This is a genomic window from Pseudomonas sp. RIT-PI-r (assembly GCF_001297015.1).
Lineage (GTDB): Bacteria > Pseudomonadota > Gammaproteobacteria > Pseudomonadales > Pseudomonadaceae > Aquipseudomonas.
The window spans coordinates 142,784-164,199 of record NZ_LIGE01000017.1 but is presented as its reverse complement, the minus strand read 5'-3'; the positions used below and the strand labels follow the sequence as shown (position 1 = coordinate 164,199).

19 protein-coding genes are annotated in these 21,416 nt (G+C 59.8%); 11 read left to right on the top strand and 8 right to left on the bottom strand.

The window, feature by feature from the left end:
* Positions 1 to 221: 221 nt before the first annotated feature.
* The 8 genes from speA to AK821_RS05640 form a co-directional block, all read right to left on the bottom strand.
* Positions 222 to 2,135: an arginine decarboxylase gene (speA, locus tag AK821_RS05675; protein WP_064388782.1), complete on the bottom strand. Its 1,914-nt coding sequence runs from the start codon at positions 2,133 to 2,135 to the stop codon at positions 222 to 224.
* A gap of 219 nt (positions 2,136 to 2,354) precedes the next feature.
* Positions 2,355 to 2,726 carry a translation initiation factor Sui1 gene (locus AK821_RS05670; RefSeq protein WP_007914613.1) on the bottom strand — a complete coding sequence of 124 codons (372 nt, stop codon included), beginning with the start codon at positions 2,724 to 2,726 and terminating at the stop codon, positions 2,355 to 2,357.
* A 305-nt stretch (positions 2,727 to 3,031) separates the two neighbouring features.
* Positions 3,032 to 3,589: an NUDIX hydrolase gene (locus AK821_RS05665; protein WP_064388780.1), complete on the bottom strand. Its 558-nt coding sequence runs from the start codon at positions 3,587 to 3,589 to the stop codon at positions 3,032 to 3,034.
* A gap of 3 nt (positions 3,590 to 3,592) precedes the next feature.
* Positions 3,593 to 4,660: a DUF2333 family protein gene (locus AK821_RS05660; RefSeq protein ID WP_064388778.1), complete on the bottom strand. Its 1,068-nt coding sequence runs from the start codon at positions 4,658 to 4,660 to the stop codon at positions 3,593 to 3,595.
* Positions 4,661 to 4,799: 139 nt separating this feature from the next.
* Positions 4,800 to 5,276 (bottom strand): hypothetical protein, encoded by a 477-nt coding sequence (locus AK821_RS05655; protein WP_064388777.1) that lies wholly within the window; start codon positions 5,274 to 5,276, stop codon positions 4,800 to 4,802.
* A complete protein-coding gene (locus AK821_RS05650) occupies positions 5,273 to 5,779 on the bottom strand; it encodes an Hcp family type VI secretion system effector (RefSeq protein WP_064388775.1) in 507 nt (168 codons plus the stop codon). Before AK821_RS05650 ends, AK821_RS05655 begins: the two co-directional genes overlap by 4 nt.
* A complete protein-coding gene (locus AK821_RS29325; protein WP_082355413.1) occupies positions 5,758 to 6,477 on the bottom strand; it encodes a hypothetical protein in 720 nt (239 codons plus the stop codon). The genes AK821_RS05650 and AK821_RS29325 overlap by 22 nt, the downstream gene beginning before the upstream one ends.
* A complete protein-coding gene (locus AK821_RS05640) occupies positions 6,477 to 7,625 on the bottom strand; it encodes a DUF2515 family protein (RefSeq protein ID WP_064388771.1) in 1,149 nt (382 codons plus the stop codon). The genes AK821_RS29325 and AK821_RS05640 overlap by 1 nt, the downstream gene beginning before the upstream one ends.
* A gap of 321 nt (positions 7,626 to 7,946) precedes the next feature.
* Here AK821_RS05640 and gcbA point away from each other — a divergent pair, with 321 nt between their 5' ends.
* The 11 genes from gcbA (at position 7,947) to purD (ending at position 21,322) form a co-directional block, all read left to right on the top strand.
* The gene (gene gcbA / locus AK821_RS05635) at positions 7,947 to 9,617 is read left to right on the top strand and encodes a diguanylate cyclase GcbA (RefSeq protein WP_064388769.1); all 1,671 of its coding nucleotides are present in this window, start codon (positions 7,947 to 7,949) and stop codon (positions 9,615 to 9,617) included.
* A 51-nt stretch (positions 9,618 to 9,668) separates the two neighbouring features.
* A complete protein-coding gene (locus AK821_RS05630) occupies positions 9,669 to 11,615 on the top strand; it encodes a methyl-accepting chemotaxis protein (protein ID WP_064388766.1) in 1,947 nt (648 codons plus the stop codon).
* 253 nt (positions 11,616 to 11,868) lie between these two features.
* Positions 11,869 to 12,321, top strand: coding sequence for a type II 3-dehydroquinate dehydratase (gene aroQ / locus AK821_RS05625; protein WP_008078187.1), 453 nt, complete (start codon positions 11,869 to 11,871; stop codon positions 12,319 to 12,321).
* A gap of 48 nt (positions 12,322 to 12,369) precedes the next feature.
* Positions 12,370 to 12,831, top strand: a complete 462-nt coding sequence (accB, locus tag AK821_RS05620; RefSeq protein ID WP_064388763.1) for an acetyl-CoA carboxylase biotin carboxyl carrier protein — start codon at positions 12,370 to 12,372, stop codon at positions 12,829 to 12,831.
* A 17-nt stretch (positions 12,832 to 12,848) separates the two neighbouring features.
* On the top strand, positions 12,849 to 14,207 hold the full coding sequence (accC, locus tag AK821_RS05615; protein ID WP_064388761.1) for an acetyl-CoA carboxylase biotin carboxylase subunit: 1,359 nt from the start codon (positions 12,849 to 12,851) through the stop codon (positions 14,205 to 14,207).
* A 238-nt stretch (positions 14,208 to 14,445) separates the two neighbouring features.
* The gene (gene prmA / locus AK821_RS05610) at positions 14,446 to 15,324 is read left to right on the top strand and encodes a 50S ribosomal protein L11 methyltransferase (protein ID WP_064388759.1); all 879 of its coding nucleotides are present in this window, start codon (positions 14,446 to 14,448) and stop codon (positions 15,322 to 15,324) included.
* A 30-nt stretch (positions 15,325 to 15,354) separates the two neighbouring features.
* Complete coding sequence (locus AK821_RS05605; RefSeq protein WP_064388757.1) at positions 15,355 to 16,632, top strand: DUF3426 domain-containing protein; 1,278 nt, start codon at positions 15,355 to 15,357, stop codon at positions 16,630 to 16,632.
* Positions 16,633 to 16,817: 185 nt separating this feature from the next.
* Positions 16,818 to 17,828: a tRNA dihydrouridine synthase DusB gene (gene dusB / locus AK821_RS05600; RefSeq protein ID WP_064388755.1), complete on the top strand. Its 1,011-nt coding sequence runs from the start codon at positions 16,818 to 16,820 to the stop codon at positions 17,826 to 17,828.
* Positions 17,825 to 18,145 (top strand): DNA-binding transcriptional regulator Fis, encoded by a 321-nt coding sequence (gene fis / locus AK821_RS05595; RefSeq protein ID WP_003221275.1) that lies wholly within the window; start codon positions 17,825 to 17,827, stop codon positions 18,143 to 18,145. Before dusB ends, fis begins: the two co-directional genes overlap by 4 nt.
* An 83-nt stretch (positions 18,146 to 18,228) precedes the next feature.
* Positions 18,229 to 19,836 carry a bifunctional phosphoribosylaminoimidazolecarboxamide formyltransferase/IMP cyclohydrolase gene (gene purH / locus AK821_RS05590; protein ID WP_007914589.1) on the top strand — a complete coding sequence of 536 codons (1,608 nt, stop codon included), beginning with the start codon at positions 18,229 to 18,231 and terminating at the stop codon, positions 19,834 to 19,836.
* Positions 19,837 to 20,026: 190 nt separating this feature from the next.
* Entirely contained in the window at positions 20,027 to 21,322 is a 1,296-nt protein-coding gene (gene purD, locus AK821_RS05585; RefSeq protein ID WP_064388753.1) for a phosphoribosylamine--glycine ligase, read from the top strand.
* The last annotated feature ends 94 nt before the right edge of the window (positions 21,323 to 21,416 follow it).

Sequence of the window (21,416 nt, the reverse complement as noted above, 5' to 3'; positions counted from 1 at the left end):
CAGGAGGGGCGGCCGGGGATTCTCGCCGAGAGGCATGGCCGAGTAGAGTGCCGAAGTACAACTTAGGAAATGACCTACGCGAAAAGCAGACCGGATGACTTTGCTCGCAGCGCTAGCCAAGGATTTCACGCAGAACTTGGGATTTGTCCCACCGGGTCTTCCGAATTTTCCGCGGCTAGCGGGGAAAACTTCAGACAACCCGGTGAAACGACAACCTGCCGTCAGGAAGACAGGTAGGAGGAACGGGTCAGGCCCAGACGCAAGGCATCGAGAAACTGCGTGCGCTCGCTGGCACTGATGCGGGCACTGGCGCACTTGTCGCGATAGTGAGTCATCAGTTCTTCCGGCGACAAGTGCACATAGCGCAGCATGTCTTCGATGGTGTCGTGGGTCTCGATGCCGGCGTGGTACACGCTGCCATCGGCGTTCTGATAGATGTTCACCGAGTCGGTGTCACCGAACAGGTTGTGCATGTCGCCGAGGATTTCCTGATAGGCGCCCACGAGGAATACGCCCAGCAGATAATCTTCGCCTTCATTCAAACCGTGTACCGGCAGGCTGGTTTCGATGCTCTGCTCGTCGACGTACTGGTTGATCTTGCCGTCGGAGTCGCAGGTCAGATCCTGCAGCACCGCGCGGCGCAGCGGCTCTTCGTCGAGACGGTGCAGCGGGATGATTGGCAGCACCTGGTCGATTGCCCAGGTGTCCGGCAGGCTCTGGAACACCGAGAAGTTGCAGATGTACTTGTCGGCCAGCTTGTCGTTGAGCTCGTCGAGCACTTGGCGGTGCGAACGCTGACGGGCTTTCAGCGAGTTGTGCAGGCGACGGCACACCGCGAAGTAGCACTGCTCGGCCAGGGCTTTTTCAGCCAGGGTCAGCTTGCCGTCGGCGTACTGCGCCGCCACGTCGCTCATGTAGTGCGTGGCGCGCCAGTAGGTTTCGGTGACCATTTCGATGTCGGTCGGGCCGAGCAGGTCAACCAGCCACTGCACGGTTTCCGGCAGCGCTTCCTTGTTTTCGATCTGCGGGATTTCGTCGTTGTGCTTCTCGACGTCGGTCACCTGCACCACCAGCATCGCGTGGTGCGCGGTCAGCGAGCGGCCGCTCTCGGAGAAGATGTGCGGATGCGGCAGGGCCTGCGCGTCGCAGAATTCCTTGAGCATGCCGACCACGACACCGGCGTAATCGTCCATGTCGTAGTTGATCGAGCTGGCGTTGCGCGAGTGCGTGCCGTCGTAGTCGACACCCAGACCGCCGCCAACGTCGATGTGATCGACCGGCAGACCGAGGTTGCGCAGCTCGCCGTAGTAACGGATCGCTTCCTTGAAGCCGTGCTGATAGTCAGCGAGGTTGGCAATCTGCGAACCCATGTGGAAGTGCAGCAGGCGAATGCCTTGATCCAGACCCGCCGCGCGGAAGCGCTCGACCACCGACAGCAACTGTGCCGCCGACAGACCGAATTTGGATTTCTCGCCACCGGTGTCCGCCCACTTCGACGACGCCAGCGACGACAGACGTACGCGCAGGCCGACCTGTGGCTTGACCTTCAGCGAGGCGGCTTCTTCGATCACCAGGGCGACTTCGGATTCTTTCTCGATGACGATGAACACGTTGTGGCCAAGCTTCTGGCCCATCAGCGCCAGACGGATGAACTCGCGGTCCTTGTAACCGTTGCAGACGATGGTGCCGCCCTTCGGTGCCAGTGCCAGCACGGCCAGCAGCTCAGGCTTGGAGCCGGCTTCCAGACCGATGGACACGTCCTGGGTGGCGATGATGTTCTCGATCACCGCTTCTTGCTGGTTGACCTTGATCGGGTACAGCGCGGTGTACTTGCTCTGGTATTCCAGGCGCTCGATGTTCGCATCGAAGGCACCGGTCAACTGGCGAACGCGGTCTTGCAGAATGTCGGGGAAACGGACCAGCAACGGCAAGGACAAACCGCTTTTGCGCAGTTGGTCGACTTGTTCGAACAGGTCGATAGGCGAGCTGCTCGGGCCGTTCGGACGAACTTCGACGCGACCGGCTTCATTGATCGCGAAATACCCGGCCCCCCAATGGCGAATCCCGTAAACACTGCGGCTGTCCGCAACTGTCCATTGGCTGCCATCGTCTTTACGTGTGCGTCGTACGGACATCGAAGTCCCCTATAAAGAAGTCATAGTGCGTCGCCTGATCTCAGGCCGGCGCAGTCTAAAGGATGAAAATGACGATTCGTCAGCGCGGCGGTAGACCGCACTGACTGCGTGGAGTTTAGAAACCGGTCATGAACAGGCTCTGTGAAAACCATGGAGACGACGCCGGATCTGAAGTGTTTCAGAGCCGGATCAAGCCGCAGATGGATTTCACAGAGGCTGCTAGCCGCCGGACTTCTTCGCTTTGAAACCGTGCTTGATCAGCTCAGCCAAGAGTAGCTCGACATGATCGCCCTGGATTTCGATGATGCCGTCTTTCAACGCCCCGCCGGTGCCGCAACGTTTCTTCAACGTTGTCGCCAACTCTTTGAGCGCGTCTTCGGCCAGAGGCACGCCGGTGATGGTAGTCACCGTTTTGCCGCCACGACCCTTGCTCTCGCGTCGTACGCGGGCAATGCCGTCGCCGGCCGGGATCACGGTTTGTTTGCAGATACAGGCGTCCACCGGCTTACTGCATTCCGGGCAATGACGACCTGCGTCGGTGGAAAATACCAGACCGCCCAGGGCGGCGAAGGATGCGGCTTTTTTGGCCACCGGCAATCCTCTTGGGAGGACAAAGACTGATCGCGACCTTGGGCAAGGTCATCGACCGCGAAGCCCCACTCAGGCAGGGGCAGCGCTACTGCACCGGTATCGACTCATGGACTGCTGACCTGTAGGAGCTGCTGAAGGCTGCGATCTTTTGATCCTGCTCTTGAAAAACAAGATCAAAAGATCGCAGCCTTCGGCAGCTCCTACAGTGGGTCAGCAGGCCAACCTCAAACTATTCGGTGCAGCTTGAAAAGGTCGCGCAGTGTAACGGCAAAAAAGCGACTTGCTAAGTGCCAATCGGCGCCAATTTATGTGTTCTTTGCGACGTCGCTTTGCTGCGCCTTGAGATAGCGCTGGAGCGCGGCCAGAGAGTCCGGGCAATAAGGCTTCTGCTGGATTTCCCGCATGACCTGCTCGACGGGAATAAAGCGTGCTTCGAGGACCTCTTCAGGTTGCAGTTTCAGCGGCCCATCCCACACCGCGGAAAACGCCGAACACCACAGACGGTTACCGGTGTCCTCGAAGAAGAAATGGTCATGGGCAGTCAACTCGACGCCGCTGACCCCCAACTCTTCTTCGAGCTCACGGGCTGCCGACTCGGCGTAGGTTTCGTCGGCCTGCACCATGCCGCCCGCCGCCACGTCCCAGTAACCGGGATAAATCGCCTTGCTCAACGTGCGCCGGTGCACGCAAAGGTCGCCGGCGGAATTGAACAACATGATGTAGGTGCCACGCCCGATCAGCCCGCGCTGGCGCAGATCGGCACGCACCAAGGCGCCAAGCAGGTTGTCCTGCTCGTCGACCCAGGCGATCTGTTCGGCATCGGAGGCGGCGCGATGGGCCGCCTCTTTGGCGTTCTGGCTCATGAATCAGCCCTGATTGAGCAGTTGACGCAAATCGATCACAGCGGCGTTGGCCCGGGAAATATAGTTGGCCATGACCAGCGAGTGGTTGGCCAGCACGCCAAAGCCGCTACCGTTGAGAATCATAGGACTCCAGACCGGTTCCTGCGAAGCTTCCAGCTCACGGATGATCTGGCGCACGCTGACGGTGGCGTTCTTCTTCGCCAGGACATCGGCGAAGTCGACTTCGATGGCGCGCAGCAAATGCGACAGCGCCCAGGCCTGACCGCGTGCTTCATAGAAGACGTTGTCGATCTGCATCCACGGAGTCTCGACGACTTCTTCGTCAACCTGCGGTACTTCGCCGATCGCCGGCACTTCAGTTTTCAGCGCGGTGTTAAGTTTGACCCGACCGACGCTGGCCGACAGGCGTTGCGACAGCGAACCGAGACGGGTGCCGACATCGCCAAGCCAGTTGTTCAGGTTGTCAGCGCGCGCATAGAACAGCGCGTTTTTCTGGGTTGGATCAGACAGGCGCGCCTGATAACGGCTCAGCGAGTTGATCCCTTCCTGGTACTCCGACTCACTGGACGGCAGGATCCAGCTCTTGTTGTCGAAGTTGAAACGCGGTTCGGCCTTGGCCAGATCGGCATCTTCGGCCGACTGCGATTGCGAACGGGCAAAGTCTTTGCGCAAGGCACGGGTCAGGTCACGCACCTGCACCAGCACGCCGTACTCCCAGCTCGGCGTGTTGTCCATCCACAGGCCTGGCGGGAAGCGGTCATTGGAAATATAGCCGCCCGGTTTGTTGAGCAGGGTGCCGGCGACGGTCTTCAGGGTTTCAACCGTGGTGTAGCCGATCACCATCTGCTTGCCTTCTTTCTCGGCAGCCACTTGCGCGTTCTGTGCGACCGGAAACAGCGCCGGCTCCTGGCTCCAGTACCAGCCCAGGCCGATGGTCACCAGCAGATAGAGGCCGATCAGCGTCGCCAATGCGCGGCTGAACAGCACCCCGCCTACATAGCTGCGGGTGGCCGACTTGGGCTCGGCGGCACGTTCAGGCGCGCTGCCCGCGCGGTTTTTCCAGTCCAGCATGGCGATATCCTTTCAATCACTTGGGTTCAACGGTTCGACCACAACCATACAACAACGTGCCTTGGCCGGGCACCCGCTATTGGGACGTTGGAGAAAAACCTGCAATGGTCGCCCGAGAGCGAAAGGATAGACGCGCGATTCAGACGTTGAAAATTTTCAGGGAAATCTGCCGGACATCCTCCGGTGTAAATAGATGTGCGATGCCCGCTGCGTCAGTCTTGCGCTGGCTGGGGACGCCGTCGACCGTTGCGGTGTACGCCTGCTGTGGCAGCGGTTCGCCGGTCATGCTGTCGACCAGACGGAAGATCTGCGGGGTTCGGGTGGGCTGCGTCGGGGGATTATTCATCAGTTCCAGCACCGCCTGATCAAAGATCGACGCGGCGACCGGCCATTGGCCGAATTCGGCTTGTGACTTGAGCAGCAGCCAGTCGCCACGCTCGACTTCGCCCAGCACTTCGCTGTCCAGATTGATCATCAAGCCCGATCGCAACTCATCCAGCCCGTCGAGCGGGCGTCGCTCCAGCAGAGCCTGACAGACCCGTTCCAACGCCTGATCCTGCGGATAGGCATGCTGACGATCGGCCTCGCGCAGTTCCGCGTGATGAACAAGCCTCATCCCTGCCCCTCGCCTTGCCATTCATCGGAGCCCATCGTCCGGCTGACTTCGTGGCGCCAATAGATACGCCGATAGCTGAAATGGATTTTCTCCAACTGGGTGAGATGAGAAGTGCCGGGGTCCTGGCAATGCGGCATCAGTATTTCAGCGCCAACGATCACCGCGTCCTCCAGTTCCATCGTGTAGAAGTGTTCCTGAACACCGTGCGCCGAGGTGCGAAACCACTCCACCCGGCATTGGCTCAGCAACTCGCCGGAACACAACGCGGTATTGATCAGCGGTGAGGCCTTGTCGATGGTCTTGGTGACGATCAGCGGTTTATGCATCCGCCGCCCTGCCCCGGCGTTCTTCGGCACGAAAATCCCGTGGCTCAAGGCCTGAATCATGATCTTGTCTTCACGCCCGCTCTGGTAGCTGTTGCCCACTGACGCCTCAGTAAAAGCGCCGGCACTGATCAGGCCCTGTCGACTGCCGTGGAGGGTCATGAAGGCTGGGATGGGCATGGGGTTGCTCCTTTTTTGGGTGGGGGTGGGGGGGAATGGTGGGGTTCGAAGCGACCCTCCTCTTCCTCAAAAAGCCGCCACGCTTCGCCGATATCAAGAGTGATGAGATAGCGTTCCTGATCGGGATGCCGGGAGTCTCTGAATCGCGCCAATATCAACATCACCTGGTACTTGTCACCGGCCTGCCAATAAGCATGTCCTTGGAGTACGCCGGGGCTGAGATAGGCTCGCCATTCGGGCGTATCAGCAATGGTGGGATAGCGCCGGGTTCCCACCGGCCTCCAGCCTTTTGCACACCATTGAGCTTGCAGGTCGAGAACCACTTTCATGGCATCGTCGATCAGCAACGGCTCGATTTGCGGGGACATGCGGATGTCATCGACCAGATTGCGGACGAACGTCACCGTAAAAAAACGGGCCAGTGGCGTCTCGAATCCATACTGCGGATCGACAAAACGTAGACGGGCGTCGACTTTCGGAATACCACCCGAAACGCTTTTACTGCCTCGCCCCCATGCACTGAAAGGCGCCGTTGAATGCGCCTCCATATATTCATACGGTCCGCCCATCTGAACAGCAATCACGGGATCGCCCCACAACGGCTGCATGAGTTGACGTCCAGCGATCATTGCCAAAATTGCGCAAAGCGCCAGCCGTGCCCAGCGACGGCAGTTCAAAGGAGAAATGCGCGAGGTCATCAAGCGCCCTCCATGGCAGCGATCTCACCTATGGATTGCGCCATTGAATTTCTATTTTCGTCATTGAGCATCTGGTCAAAACGAGATGCGGCCCGAAGTACAAATTCCATTCGCTGCCTGATATCGGAGAGGTCTGCTAGCGGATTGCGAGCAAAATCGATGGTACGACCATCATCGACACGCTGACATTGGCTGGTCAGGGTCAACTCGATGGCCTGAGCGACACCAGAAGGGAAGCCAGTAACGTAGGAAAAATGATTACCGCGAAGCAATGAGACCAAGTGGCCGTTTTCATAAATGGTTGGCTGAAGAATATTTCGCTGCTCGTGCCAGGCTAGATGCTCCACGCTTTCGGCAATACTTCCTGCGTCTATGGCTTCGAATGCTTTCCGAATCTCTTCGTAATCCTTACCGAAACCAAGTACTGCCTGCCCCACCGGCCAAAGCACTGGAAACTTAGCGTGCCCATGAATCTGTTTTCTCGTTTCCAAACACCTCTTCAACTCCCCCAACCCACGCACCGCATAAAACTGATGCAACGGATAAACATCCAGAAACAGCGTGGTATTACCCATCGCCATCATCTCGTACACATGCTGGAACTGTTGCTGCACCAGTGACAGTTGTTCGCCGCTGGCGCGAAAATCCACAGACGGCAGAGGATTACGCGCCTGCGCCTTTTCGTATTCCCGCAGGTCTTCGGTCTGCTCCGGCATTTTTCCCGGCGTCAGCAATCCGGACTGACGCCGCCCTTCCCGCACTCGCTGGCGCGCTTCGTGTTCTTCGCGGATACGTTCGATGCTTTCAGCGGCATGAAGCAAGCCACAGCCCACCTGCTTGGAAGCGAACGCCGCCAAACCGGCCCACTGGAATCGTTTGTCGTGTTGCCAGAGTCGGGCATAAGCGGCGTTGATCGCGCGGTTGCGTTTGACCGGGTCGGCTATAAAGACGCCCTCGGGCGCAACGATGTCCTCGGCCTGGCGCTGATACTCGCGCCACAGGCACTGGCACGTGAGCACCGGCACCTCGGTCACGCGCACCTTTTCGCCATACAGCCATTCTTCACTGCATTCACAATCGGCCACGGGCACGGTGTTGTGGTTCAGGCGTTGTTCATCGCTGGCATGTTCGTTGAAACACTGGCTCATGTCGGGCGGACAGCTTCTAGGGGAATCCCTGAACCCTACCAAGCAAAAAACGCTGTGAAATCACTTCGACGTAAAATCAGAAAGCCCTGTCAGACGATGACCATCCGAGACCACGAAGCTCGCACACGATAGGAAACGTCCCTTGGCACCTGTAAATCCGGCGCGTCGCCGACGACAAGGTCGAAATCAAAACCAATCGGTCAAAAACTGAATGGTGACGCATTGCAGATTATTGACGTACGACACTCGTCTAAGGGAAAAGAGGTGCTAGCATAGAGCCACCAGTCGATCTCAGCATGCAGCCTAACTAGTAGTCAGGATATGACCGAGCCAGAAGACCCCAGCCGTGAGCGTCTCAAGCACCACTTTGCCCAGCGGGTAATTCATCAGGCACGTCAGATTCTTGAGATATGGCAGCGCCTGCAACGCAGTGAGTGGTCCACCGTCGACCTCGCAGAACTGAGCGAGGCCAACCTGCGCCTGCTGCGTTTTGCCGAGCGCTTCGAACAGCCGGAACACACTCAACTCGCGCGCCACATCAGTCAGTCGCTGGAAGCGGTGGACGCCAATCGCGGCCGCCTCAGCAGCGGGCTGATCACAGACCTCAATCGTTTGATGCAGCGTCTGTCGCGCACCGGCCTGCGGCATGGCGATCAACTCGATCAGACCTTCCTGCCGCCGCTGCGCAAACCGATCTACGTAATGCTGCAGGATCACGACCGCGCCGAACGACTGGCCAAGCAACTGGAATTCTTCGGCCTCACCGCGCAGGCACTGGACAGCGTGTCGGCGTTTCGCTCCTCGATGGTCGAGCGCCTGCCAGCGGCGATCGTCATGGACGTGGATTTCAGCGGTGCCGGCGTCGGCCTGAAACTCGCCGCTGAAGCCCAGGTCGGTCTGGACGAACCGCTGCCACTGCTGTTTTTCAGCCTGCACGAAACCGATACCCCGACCCGTCTCGCCGCCGTGCGCGCCGGTGGCCAGGAGTTCCTCACCGGCACCCTCGAAGCGTCGAGCCTGCTGGAGAAGATCGAAGTGCTCACCTGCGTCGCCCAGTACGAACCGTACAAAGTGCTGATCATCGACGATTCGCGCGCACAGGCCCTGCACACCGAGCGCCTGCTCAACAGCGCCGGGATCGTCACGCGCACCTTGATCGAACCGATTCAGGCAATGGCCGAGCTGGCGGATTTCCAGCCGGATCTGATCATTCTCGACATGTACATGCCGGCCTGCACCGGCACTGAGCTGGCCAAGGTGATTCGCCACAACGATCGCTATGTCAGCGTGCCGATCATCTACCTGTCGGCCGAAGACGATCTGGACAAGCAACTCGACGCCATGAGCGAGGGCGGCGATGACTTCCTGACCAAACCGATCAAGCCGCGCCACCTGATCACCACCGTGCGTAACCGCGCCGCCCGCGCGCGCAATCTGAAAGCGCGAATGGTGCGCGACAGCCTCACCGGTTTGTACAACCACACGCACATTCTGCAATTGCTCGAAGACTGCTCGTTCCGCGCCCGCCGCGAGAACAAGCCGCTGAGCTTTGCCATGCTCGACATCGACCACTTCAAACGGGTCAACGACAGCCACGGTCACCCGATGGGCGACCGCGTGATCAAGAGCCTCGCGTTGTTTCTCAAACAGCGTTTGCGCAAAACCGACTTCATCGGCCGCTACGGCGGCGAAGAATTCGCCATCGTCATGCCCGACACCGATATAGAAGCCGCGCACAAAGTGCTCGACGAAATTCGCCAGCGCTTCGCCGAAATTCATTATCCCGCGCAGCCGCAGGACTTGTGGTGCACCTTCAGTGCCGGCGTGGTGGAAATGCACGACGACTGCGACAGCCTGATGATGGCCAGTCAGGCCGACGAAGCGCTGTACCGCGCCAAGGGTGCCGGGCGCAATCGCGTGCAGACTGCGCGCGACTCAAAGCAAAGTGCCACTTTTTCATCGGAATCCACTGATTCGGTCATAACCCTGTAACAGAACCGCAATAAATTCAGGCGCTTACCATTTCTGCCGTTGGTAGCCGTCATGCGCCTGAAGTTGCTCACCAATCTCAATACGCTGCTGCTGGTCGCCGTGTGCCTCGCACTCGGCGCTACGCTGTGGTGGTCGCAAAAAGCCCTCGAACGTCCATATCTGTTGATGGAACGGTATTTGGGCTTGTCTCAGCAATTTCAAAATGAAGTGGCGCGCAACGTCGAGGATTACCTCGCCAGTGGCGATGCCCTGCGCCTGAGCAGCGCCAGCCAGGCCATCGCCGGCCTGCAGACAGAACTGAATGAGTTACCGCCGCCGCTGGCCGACACCCTGCGCCCGAGCCTGACCGGCCTGGAAGAATTCAGCAAAACCGACCTGCTCGCTGCCGGCAAACTGGCCGGTGACCCGCAAGCCTTGTTGTTGCAGGCCGAGCGCGAATTGAGTGCCAGCCTCGATCAACTCAGCACCTATGCCAGTGGCAACGCGGCTTATATGACACCGCTGCTCGTCGCCTCTCAGCACGTGGGCAAACTGTCGCTGGCGCGGGACAAACTGGTCAGCAGCGGGCGCAGTGAACTGGCCGCTGACGTTGAGCGCGAGGTCAGCAACATCCGCGCACAGGCGCAGTTGATCGATGCCCTGCCCTTGCTCGGCGTGGTTGCCAGCAGCGAGTCGGGCAGTGATGATTTCGCCGCGATGATGGGTATCGAAAACACCGAAAAAACCGTTGCCGAAGATGCCGGAGTAGGCTTCAAACGCGAACTCAACAGCCTGCTCGGGCGCTACCCGGCTGAGCTGACGCGTACCCGTGATCAGATCCAGAAACGCACCGACCTCAGCAACGCTACTCACCAGAAAATCGCCGCCGTGCAGCAGGCCATCGCCGGTCTTGAGCCGGTGGTACGCGCCCAGCACGGGCAGATCCAGGGCGAAGTACGCCTGATCCAAGGCATGATGATCGGTCTGATTCTGCTCATCGCTTTACTGATCGACACCTTGCAACGGCGCCTGGCGCACACGCTGACCAGCCTCGCGCCGGCGTTGTCGACCTGGGCCGAGGGCGACTTCAGCCGCGACATTCATCTGGGCAAAACCAACCGTGAACTGCACGACATCGAAGCGTCGCTGAACCGCTTGCGAGCCTATCTGGTGGATCTGGTCGGGACCATTCGCGGCAATGCCGAACAAGTGGCGGGCAGCAGTCGCACCCTCGCCGAACTGAGCAACGACTTGCACAGCGGCGCCGAACATCAGGCCGGCGACACCGCGCTGATCCGCGATTCCCTCGGCGAACTGGAAGCGACCATTCAGCAAGTTGCCGGCGATGCACAGCAGGCGGCGGATGCCAGCCGACACGCCGGACTGGCCGTCGAGCATGGTCAGACGGTGATTGGCCAGAGCCTGACAGGCCTGCACGCATTGGTCGGTGAAGTGCAAGGCAACGCGCAGATGATCGAACATCTGGCCGAAGAGTCGGCCACCATCGGCGGCGTGTTGACGGTGATTCGCTCGATTGCTGACCAGACTAATCTGCTGGCGCTGAACGCGGCGATTGAAGCGGCGCGCGCCGGTGAAATGGGCCGCGGCTTTGCCGTGGTAGCGGAAGAGGTGCGTTCGCTGGCACAACGCACGGCTGGCGCAACCGCTGAGATTCAAACGCTGATCGCCGGCCTGCAAACCGCCGCCCGCCAATCGGTCGAAGGCATGCGCGCACAAGTCGAACACGCTGAAGCCACGGCCAGTCAGGCACAAGCGGCGGACGGTGCGCTGGATAAAATCGTCGGTGCGATCCAGACCATTTCCGACACGGCGATCCGCATTGCCGATATCACCGCGCAGCAAAGCGGTGCAGTCAGCGAGATTCGCGATCACAGCGAGCGGATTCATCAATTGGGTGGGGATAATCTGGTGCGTATCGGCCGGGGGCGCGAACAAGGCGAGAACTTGCTGGTTCTTGGCGGGCAACTACATACAGCCGTTCAGGCCTTTCGTGTCTGATAGACCGCTATCGCGAGCAGGCTCACTCCTACAAGGGAACGCACTCCAACTGTAGGAGTGAGCCTGCTCGCGATAGCGTCATTTGTATCACCGCCTATCTTGCAGAAATGACCGGATCAAATCACTTGGTCACATATTTCGCGCAAACATCGGCCATCGTGCTGGCTATTGCATAGAACTGGACAGTCACAAAGTCTTTGCGGCATAGTCGCCGGGTTCTGACGAATGCTCATTGATAACAAGGACTACGCAGATGGCAACCCTCCTGGTGCTGCACGGCCCCAACCTGAACCTGCTCGGCACCCGCGAACCCGGCACTTACGGTTCAACGACCCTGGCGCAGATCAATCAGGATCTGGAGCGCCGCGCCCGTGAAGCCGGCCATCATCTGCTGTATCTGCAAAGCAATGCCGAGTACGAATTGATCGACCGCATCCACGCCGCACGCGGCGAAGGTGTCGATTTCATTCTGATCAATCCAGCAGCTTTTACGCATACAAGTGTCGCATTACGTGACGCGTTGCTGGGAGTGAGCATCCCATTCATCGAAGTGCATTTGTCCAACGTGCACAAACGCGAACCTTTCCGCCATCACTCTTACTTCTCCGACGTAGCGGTGGGAGTGATCTGCGGCCTTGGCGCCAGCGGTTACCGACTGGCCCTGGAGGCTGCACTAGAACAGCTTGAAACACCGGCAACGACTTGAACTACAAGCGTTAAGCGCCCCTGACCGACCCTTGGGAGTTGATGATTCATGGATATCCGTAAAGTTAAGAAATTGATCGAATTGCTGGAAGAGTCCGGCATCGACGAGCTCGAGATCAAGGAAGGCGAAGAGTCCGTACGCATCAGCCGTCACAGCAAGACCCCGGCTCAGCAGTACTACGCGCCGGCTCCGATGCAAGCACCGGCCGCCGCGCCTGTTGCTGCTGCTCCGGTGGCTGCTGCAGCCCCGGCTGCCGCTGCTGCTCCAGCGCTGAACGGCACTGTTGCCCGTTCGCCGATGGTCGGCACTTTCTACCGTAAATCTTCGCCAGCCTCGCCAGCCTTCGTTGAAGTCGGCCAGACCGTGAAGAAAGGCGACACTCTGTGCATCGTCGAAGCCATGAAGATGATGAACCACATCGAAGCTGAAACCAGCGGTGTGATCGAGTCCATCCTCGTCGAAGACGGCCAGCCGGTTGAGTACGACCAACCGCTGTTCACCATCGTTTGAACTGCGGAGAGCCTTTGATGACTGCGAAGTTGGAAAAAGTTCTGATCGCTAACCGCGGTGAGATCGCCCTGCGGATTCTGCGTGCCTGCAAAGAGATGGGCATCAAGACCGTCGCCGTTTACTCCAAGGCCGACAAAGAGCTGATGCACCTGGGTCTGGCAGACGAATCCGTCTGCATCGGCCCGGCATCTGCCGCTCAGTCCTACCTGCACATTCCGGCCATCATCGCTGCCGCTGAAGTGACTGGCGCTACCGCCATTCACCCAGGCTACGGCTTCCTCGCGGAAAACGCCGATTTTGCCGAGCAGGTCGAGAACTCCGGCTTCGCTTTCATCGGCCCGAAAGCTGACACCATTCGCCTGATGGGCGACAAGGTTTCGGCCAAGCACGCGATGATCGAAGCGGGCGTACCGACCGTTCCAGGTTCCGACGGCCCATTGCCGGAAGACGAAGAAACGGCGTTGCGCATCGGTCGTGAAGTCGGCTATCCGGTGATCATCAAAGCCGCTGGTGGCGGTGGTGGTCGCGGTATGCGCGTGGTACACAAGGAAGAAGACCTGATCGCCTTCGCCAAACTGACCCGCACCGAAGCAGGCGCGGCGTTCGGCAACCCGATGGTGTATCTGGAAAAATTCCTCACCAACCCCCGTCACGTCGAAGTGCAGGTTCTGTCCGACGGCCAGGGCCACGCCATCCATCTGGGCGACCGCGATTGCTCGCTGCAGCGTCGTCACCAGAAGGTTCTCGAAGAGGCGCCGGCACCGGGCATCGACGAGAAAGCGCGTCAGGAAGTTCTGGCTCGTTGCGTCAAGGCGTGCATCGACATCGGTTACCGCGGCGCTGGCACTTTCGAGTTCCTGTACGAGAACGGTCGTTTCTACTTCATCGAAATGAACACCCGTGTTCAGGTGGAGCACCCGGTTTCGGAAATGGTCACCGGTATCGACATCGTCAAGGAGATGCTCAGCATCGCCGCTGGCAACAAGCTGTCGTTCACTCAGGATGACGTGGTGATCCGCGGTCACTCGCTGGAATGCCGGATCAACGCTGAAGACCCGAAAACCTTCATGCCGAGCCCGGGTACGGTCAAGCATTTCCACGCGCCAGGCGGCAACGGCGTTCGCGTCGATTCGCACCTGTACAGCGGTTATGCGGTCCCACCGAACTACGACTCGCTGATCGGCAAGCTGATCACTTACGGCGCGACCCGCGACGAAGCCATGGCACGCATGCGCAATGCCCTGGACGAAATCGTGGTTGACGGGATCAAGACCAACATCCCGCTGCACCGTGATCTGGTTCGTGACGAAGGCTTCTGCAAGGGCGGCGTGAACATTCACTACCTCGAGCACAAGCTGGCTGGCGAGAAGCACTAAGCTTCAGCCCGCACCAGACAAAGCCGCCTTCGGGCGGCTTTGTTGTTTCTGCAGCAAAGTCAAAAGATCGCAGCCTGCGGCAGCTCCTACAGGGGATCGCATTTCAGCGTAGGAGCTGCCGCAGGCTGCGATCTTTTGATCTTCAACCATGTTCGTGTTCTGCCGCGCGCTCGCGTAAACTTGCGCGCTTCTCGCAGGCCGCTAGGCTGCAATCAATATTTTTTCAAAGGTGCCCGCCATGCCTTGGCTGCAAGTACGTCTCGCCATCAGCCCGGAACAAGCCGAAACCTACGAAGACGCTTTCCTTGAAGTCGGCGCCGTGTCGGTGACCTTCATGGACGCCGAAGATCAGCCGATCTTTGAACCGGAACTCAACACCACCCCGCTGTGGGCGCACACGCATCTGCTGGCGCTGTTCGAAGGCGGCACCGAACCCGCACCGGTTCTGGCCCATCTGGAACTGCTGACCGGCAGCCCGCTGCCCGAGCATCACAGCGAAGTCATCGAAGATCAGGATTGGGAACGCAGCTGGATGGACGGTTTTGAGCCGATGCGTTTCGGCCAGCGCCTGTGGATCGTGCCGAGCTGGCACGCCGCGCCCGAGCCTGATGCAGTCAATTTGCTGCTGGATCCGGGCCTGGCCTTCGGCACCGGTACGCACCCGACTACCGCGCTGTGCCTGGAATGGCTCGACGGCCAAGACCTGAAAGACTGCAACGTGCTGGATTTCGGCTGCGGCTCGGGGATTCTGGCGATCGCCGCCCTGTTGCTCGGCGCCAAACAAGCCGTCGGTACCGACATTGACGTGCAGGCGCTGGAAGCCTCGCGCGACAACGCCGGTCGCAATAACATTGCCGACGAACTGTTCCCGCTGTACCTGCCGGAAGATCTGCCGCAGGTTCAAGCCGATGTGCTGGTCGCCAACATCCTGGCCGGCCCGCTGGTGTCGCTGGCGCCGCAGCTGTCCGGACTGGTCAAGCCCGGTGGTCGTCTGGCGCTATCGGGCATTCTTGCCGAACAAGGTGACGAAGTCGCCGCCGCTTACGCGCAGGACTTCGATCTCGATCCGATCGCCAATCGCGATGGCTGGGTGCGCATCACCGGCCGTCGGCGCTAGAATGACCGCCTGCATAATCCGGATCGCCGCATGACCGACAGCTTCGTCACCCAGTGCCCGCATTGCCAAACCAGTTTCCGTGTCAGCCATGCTCAATTGAGCGTGGCCCGCGGGGTGGTTCGCTGCGGCTCCTGCCTGCAAGTGTTCAACGCGGCCAAACAGCTGCTGGAACAACACGCCGGCAAGGACGCGGTGACGCCGGTTGCGCCATCGATTGTCGAGCCACTCCCGATCATCGAGGCAGCTCCCGTTATCGAGCCGCCGCCCGTCGTCGACCCACCAGTGCCGCGCGCCATCAGTCAAAAGCAGTGGAGCGCCTCGGAACTGGACCTCGACAGCCTCGATCTGGACGAAGAACTCGCTCGCCTCGAACAACGGGAAATCCAGCCGACCACCGAATTCGGTCGTCAACGCGAAGACTCCCTGAGCGCACGCCGCGACAGCCCGGAGCCGGACGAAACCGTCTGGCGCGACAGCCTGTTCAGCGAGCGCGCCGATGAGCACACGGCCGAGCCCGAGGCAGACGAGCCAGAAGTCGCCGACATCGAACCGGTCAGATCCGAGCGCACCGAACCCTCGCTGTCGCTGGAACCGGCGGATCTGGATGACGAGCCGGCGATTCCGCAACTGCGTCTGCACGACCCGATTGACCCGAACGCGCGCCGCGAACGCTTTTCGGCCAGCGACGAAAGTGATGACGACGTTCTCCCGGTGATCGCGCCGGCGCGCAAAAAACGCGAACGCGCAGAAACCAGCGTAAGGGCCGAAGCGCTTCAGGATCTGACTGACGATCCACTGCAGCTTGATTGGCAAAAGCGCCGTTCGCCGTGGGGCCGACGCCTGCTTTGGCTGTTGTTGGTGCTCCTCGCCGCAGGTGGTCTGGGTGGCCAATACGTTGCCTATCATTTCGAGGAACTGGCGCGCCAGGACCAATACCGGCCGTGGTTCCAGCAAATCTGCCCGCAGATCGGCTGCACCGTGCCGTCGAAAGTCGACATCGCGCGGATCAAGAGCAGCAATCTGGTGGTGCGCAGCCATCCGGAATTCAGTGGTGCGCTGGTAGTCGACGCGATCATCTATAACCGCGCGACCTTCTCCCAGCCGTTTCCGCTGCTCGAGCTGCGTTTCGCCGACCTCAATGGCCACTTGATCGCCAGTCGTCGGTTCAAACCTGGCGAATACCTGAGCGGTGATCTCGAAGGCCTGGCGGAAATGCCGCCGCAGACGCCAATCCATATCGCGCTGGACATTCTCGATCCGGGCCCGAAAGCGGTGAATTACAGCCTGAACTTTCACTCCCCCGAGTGAAACGCTTCATCGTTTGCGAATTGACGACGTTTTTCTGACTTTGCCCTGCACAACCAAACCGCTGGCAATAACAGAATAACTGTTCAGATTTTGTTCAATTCAGCCTTTATCCAGTCATCGAGAGCGGGTATCATGCCAACCCTTTTTCGAACTCTCATGATCCGGCCCCACTTCAGGGAAGTCCTATGTCGGCGGTACGCATCGGCCCATACACATTGCAGAACGGCTTGATTCTCGCCCCGATGGCGGGGGTTACCGATCAGCCCTTTCGTCAGCTGTGCAAGCGTTTGGGCGCAGGGCTTGTTGTCTCGGAAATGGTCACCAGCGACATGAGCTTGTGGAACACCCGCAAGTCGCGCCTGCGCATGATCCACGAAGGCGATCCCGAGCCGCGCTCGGTACAGATTGCCGGTGGCGATGCGCAGATGCTCGCGGATGCGGCCCGGGCCAACGTTGAGTTCGGCGCACAGATTATTGATATCAACATGGGTTGCCCGGCGAAGAAGGTCTGCAACAAGGCCGCCGGTTCCGCGTTGTTGAAGGACGAAGCACTGGTCACCGAGATCCTGCACGCTGTCGTAGCGGCAGTTGATGTGCCGGTGACCCTGAAGATCCGCACCGGTTGGGATCGCGACAACAAGAACGGCCTGACCGTGGCGAAGATCGCCGAGCAGGCCGGGATCACCGCGCTGGCAGTGCATGGCCGCACGCGCGCCGATCTGTACAAGGGTGAAGCCGAATACGACACGATTGCCGCGATCAAGCAAGCGGTGTCGATTCCGGTGTTTGCCAATGGCGACATCGATTCGCCAGAGAAGGCCCGTTACGTGCTCGACGCGACCGGTGCCGATGGCCTGTTGGTAGGCCGCGCCGCCCAAGGGCGGCCATGGATTTTTCGCGAGATCGATCATTACCTGCGCACGGGCGAGAAATTGCCGGCACCGGAGCTGATCGAAGTGGAACACATACTGCTGGAGCATCTGGCCGCACTTCACGCTTTCTATGGGGATGTGATGGGCGTGCGCATTGCACGCAAGCATGTGGGCTGGTATCTCGCAACCTTGCCGGGCGCCAGGGAGTTTCGCGCCCACTTCAATCGTTTGGATGGTACGGAAACACAATGCGCCAATGTTCGGGAGTTCTTCGCCGAGCATTACAAGAGCCTGACAGGGGACGAAGAAGGGGTGGCCGCATGACGATGATGACCGAGACTTTAGTGAGTGGAACAGCACCCGTGAGCGACAACGTGAATTTGAAACAGCACCTCAATACCCCGAGCGAAGAAGGTCAGACCCTTCGCGGGAGTGTCGAGAAGGCGCTGCACAATTATTTCGCCCACCTTGAGGGCGCGTCCGTCACGGATGTGTACAACCTGGTGCTCTCCGAAGTCGAGGCTCCCCTGCTCGAAAGCGTGATGAACTACGTCAAGGGCAACCAGACCAAGGCCAGTGAGCTGCTGGGACTTAACCGCGGCACGCTGCGCAAGAAACTCAAGCAGTACGATCTGCTGTAAGCATTCAATCAAACCAGAAAGGCGCCCGCGTAAAAAACGGTCGCCTTTTTTGCTGACTTCCTTTGCTTTTGATGGAAATTGAGATGACCGACCAGACTACCCGCCTGCCGATCCGCCGCGCCTTGATCAGCGTTTCCGACAAGACCGGGATCCTCGAATTCGCCAAGGAGCTCGAAGCTCTGGGCGTCGAGATCCTCTCCACCGGCGGGACGTTCAAGCTGCTGCGCGACAACGGTGTTGCCGCAGTGGAAGTCGCGGATTACACCGGTTTCGCCGAAATGATGGACGGGCGGGTGAAAACCCTGCACCCGAAAATCCACGGCGGCATCCTCGGTCGTCGCGGTATTGACGACGCGATCATGAGCGAGCACGGCATCAAACCAATCGATCTGGTTGCAGTCAACCTCTACCCGTTCGAAGCCACCATCAACAAGCCAGGCTGCGACCTGCCGACCGCCATCGAAAACATCGATATTGGCGGCCCGACCATGGTTCGTTCGGCAGCGAAAAACCATAAAGACGTAGCGATCGTGGTGAATGCCAGCGATTACGCCAGCGTGCTCGAAGGCCTGAAGGCCGGCGGCCTGACCTACGCTCAGCGTTTCGACCTGATGCTCAAGGCGTTCGAACACACTGCGGCCTACGACGGCATGATCGCCAACTACATGGGCACCGTGAACCAAGCGGCTGAAACCCTGAGCACTGAAGGCCGCAGCGAATTCCCGCGCACCTTCAACAGCCAGTTCATCAAGGCCCAGGAAATGCGCTACGGCGAGAACCCGCACCAGAGCGCGGCGTTCTACGTGGAAGCCAAGCCTGCCGAAGTCGGCATCGCCACCGCGACCCAACTGCAAGGCAAAGAACTGTCGTACAACAACGTGGCCGATACCGACGCCGCGCTGGAATGCGTGAAGAGCTTCGTCAAGCCAGCCTGCGTCATCGTCAAGCACGCCAACCCGTGCGGCGTGGCAGTGAGCCCGGACGCCGAAGGCGGCATTCGTCAGGCCTACGAACTGGCTTACGCCACCGACACCGAGTCGGCATTCGGCGGCATCATCGCCTTCAACCGTGAACTGGATGCCGAGACCGCCAAAGCGATCGTCGAGCGTCAGTTCGTTGAAGTGATCATCGCTCCAAGCGTCAGCGAAGAAGCCCGCGCCATCGTCGCGGCCAAAGCCAACGTGCGCCTGCTGGCCTGCGGCGAGTGGTCAGCTGACCGCGCTGCGGCGTGGGATTACAAGCGCGTCAACGGTGGTCTGCTGGTACAGAGCCGCGACATTGGCATGATCAGCGCCGATGACCTGAAAGTCGTGACCAAGCGCGCGCCGACCGAACAGGAAATCCACGACCTGATCTTCGCCTGGAAAGTTGCCAAGTACGTTAAGTCCAACGCCATCGTCTACGCCAAAAACCGTCAGACCATCGGTGTCGGCGCTGGCCAGATGAGCCGCGTAAACTCGGCGCGTATTGCCGCGATCAAGGCTGAGCACGCAGGCCTGCAAGTTGCTGGTTCGGTGATGGCCTCCGACGCGTTCTTCCCGTTCCGCGACGGCCTGGACAACGCGGCCAAGGTCGGTATCACTGCGGTGATCCAGCCGGGTGGTTCGATGCGTGATGCTGAAGTGATTGCCGCCGCTGACGAAGCCGGCATCGCGATGGTATTCACCGGCATGCGCCACTTCCGTCACTAACCAGTCGACGGCCGCACTGAAGCCGGCATCTGCTGCGTTGGAGCCGACCTCGATGATGCTCATTGCCAAAAGGCAACTCCGCTCATCGAGGTCGACTCCGCCTTGCATCTACCGACTTCATTGCGACCTCCTACAGCGTGAAGCGCTTTAGGTTCTAAAAACAGAATTAGCGTCATCCGAGGTTTTTGAAATGAATGTTTTGATCATTGGCAGCGGTGGCCGTGAACACGCCCTGGCCTGGAAAGTGGCTCAGGATCCACGCGTGCAGAAGGTGTTCGTTGCACCGGGCAACGCTGGCACCGCCATTGAAGCCAAGTGCGAGAACGTCGCCATCGACGTACTGGCCCTTGAGCAACTGGCCGACTTCGCCGAGAAAAACGTTTCCCTGACCATCGTCGGCCCGGAAGTGCCTTTGGTGGCTGGCGTCGTTGACCTGTTCCGCTCGCGTGGCCTGGACTGCTTTGGTCCGACCGCCGGCGCTGCACAGCTGGAAGGCTCGAAAGCCTTCACCAAGGACTTCCTCGCACGCCACAAGATCCCGACCGCCGACTACCAGAACTTCACCGAGATCGAGCCAGCGCTGGCTTATCTGCGTGAAAAAGGCGCACCGATCGTGATCAAGGCCGATGGCCTGGCCGCCGGTAAAGGCGTGATCGTCGCCATGACCCTGGCCGAAGCCGAAGACGCTGTGCGCGACATGCTCGCCGGCAACGCTTTCGGTGACGCTGGTTCGCGCGTGGTGATCGAAGAGTTCCTCGACGGCGAAGAAGCTTCGTTCATCGTCATGGTCGATGGCAAGAATGTGCTGCCGATGGCTACCAGCCAGGACCACAAACGTGTTGGCGACGGCGACAGCGGCCCGAACACTGGCGGCATGGGTGCCTACTCCCCTGCCCCGGTGGTCACCGCCGACGTGCACAAGCGCGTGATGGATCTGGTCATCTGGCCGACCGTGCGCGGCATGGCCGAAGAAGGCAACGTCTACACCGGTTTCCTCTATGCCGGTCTGATGATCGACAAGGCCGGTAACCCGAAAGTCATCGAGTTCAACTGCCGCTTCGGCGATCCGGAAACCCAACCGGTGATGCTGCGCCTGCAATCGAGCCTGGTGCTGCTGGTCGAAGCCGCGCTGGCGCAAGCGCTGGACAAGGTCGAAGCACAGTGGGATCCACGTCCGAGCGTGGGCATCGTGCTAGCCGCTGGCGGCTACCCTGGCGATTACGCCAAGGGTGCAGCGATCAATGGTCTGGACGCGGCAGCGAAGCTGGAAGGCAAAGTCTTCCACGCTGGTACTGCGCTGCAAGATGGCCAGGTCGTCACTGCCGGTGGTCGCGTACTCTGCGCCACGGCAATGGGCGCAAGCGTGAGTGAAGCTCAGCAGCAAGCCTACAAGCTGGCAGCGGCCATCGACTGGGAAGGCTGCTTCTACCGCAAGGACATTGGCTACCGCGCCATTGCCCGTGAACGTGGCGAAACCCAGGAATAAGCTGTCGATCAAGCCCGGCGAGGGATACCGCTCCTCGCCGGGCTGTTCCGCCGCCGCGCATCGTTATATTCTGGCATCAACCTACGAAGGGATT